The organism is Halorubrum sp. AD140 (assembly GCF_034497445.1).
GTDB lineage: Archaea > Halobacteriota > Halobacteria > Halobacteriales > Haloferacaceae > Halorubrum.
Genome location: NZ_JAXRUU010000346.1, coordinates 1 through 1025 on the forward strand (window position 1 = coordinate 1; position 1025 = coordinate 1025).

Consider the following 1025-nt stretch of genomic DNA (forward strand, 5'->3'; position numbering starts at 1 on the left):
GGGACAAGAGCCGCTTCGCGGGGCCTGGCCGACTACCAACGCCGCGCCACCCCGAGAGCGATCGCTTGGCATCCGTGGCCCGTTCGCTATGATCTGGACGCGATCGTTTCGATGGTTGTGGGGGGGCATCGTGGTCTGTGTCGTGATCGGTGCTGTTGTTTTATTATTGGGCGTGAGTACAGTCGGAGCTCAAACTAATGATCATAAACCTAATTTGACTGAAACTGGCAGTCCAGAGCCCATTCAGATAGGACAATCTCACCAAAATATCAGCGATATAGAGATATTTTTCTCAAATCAAACAGATAATGACAGTAAGATTAGACTGTATGTGGATTTAGCTAGTATTGAGTCAAGCGGGATCAACACAACATCGGCTTCAATGTCAATTGAAGATATTCAAAATGGTTCTGTAATTAATACTACAAAATTGAAGTCTGAGGATGAGACGATTCTAACAGCAACTATTCGTCCGAACAAATCAAGCCGCTCATTACAGATTGACTCTGCTCAAATATCTGGAATTAACACGAGCAAAGCAAATAAATCTACAAACATAAAGTATGACGTTAGCGTTACAAATGATATTGATTCTTCTTATACAGAAGTAGTAGAAGTAAGAGATACAAATTCATTCGAAATAATAGACGGGACGATTGAAATTCACGACCAAGCTACAGGGTCTCCTCAATTACATCGAGATACCCGCACAACTATTGGTATTACAATTGACGATCTCAGCGGCAATACAAACTCAACTTTGTTTATTGTACGTGGAAATAATAATGAAATAGTCGGTGTCAGTGGGATTCGCAAAAGAGTTCTCAAGACAAAACAGACTGTTTCTGTTGGTACATCCTATCCTGGGGGTGATGTTAAGGGGTATCTTATTCCAAACTCTACTTCTGGAACCTCACACTACCGAACCGGGGATCACCTCCCCGCTAATATGACCTACTCAGCGTTGTCAGCGGATGAGGGCCGGATAGTAAATGCCGGTGTAGAGTTTGGTAATATCTCATACA

1 protein-coding gene is annotated in these 1025 nt (G+C 43.0%); it reads left to right on the top strand.

The genetic code is table 11. From position 1 onward, the window contains the following. Positions 1–142: 142 nt before the first annotated feature. The coding region (locus tag U4E84_RS18750) for a hypothetical protein (RefSeq protein WP_322533555.1) at positions 143–1025 on the top strand (883 nt) is incomplete at its 3' end.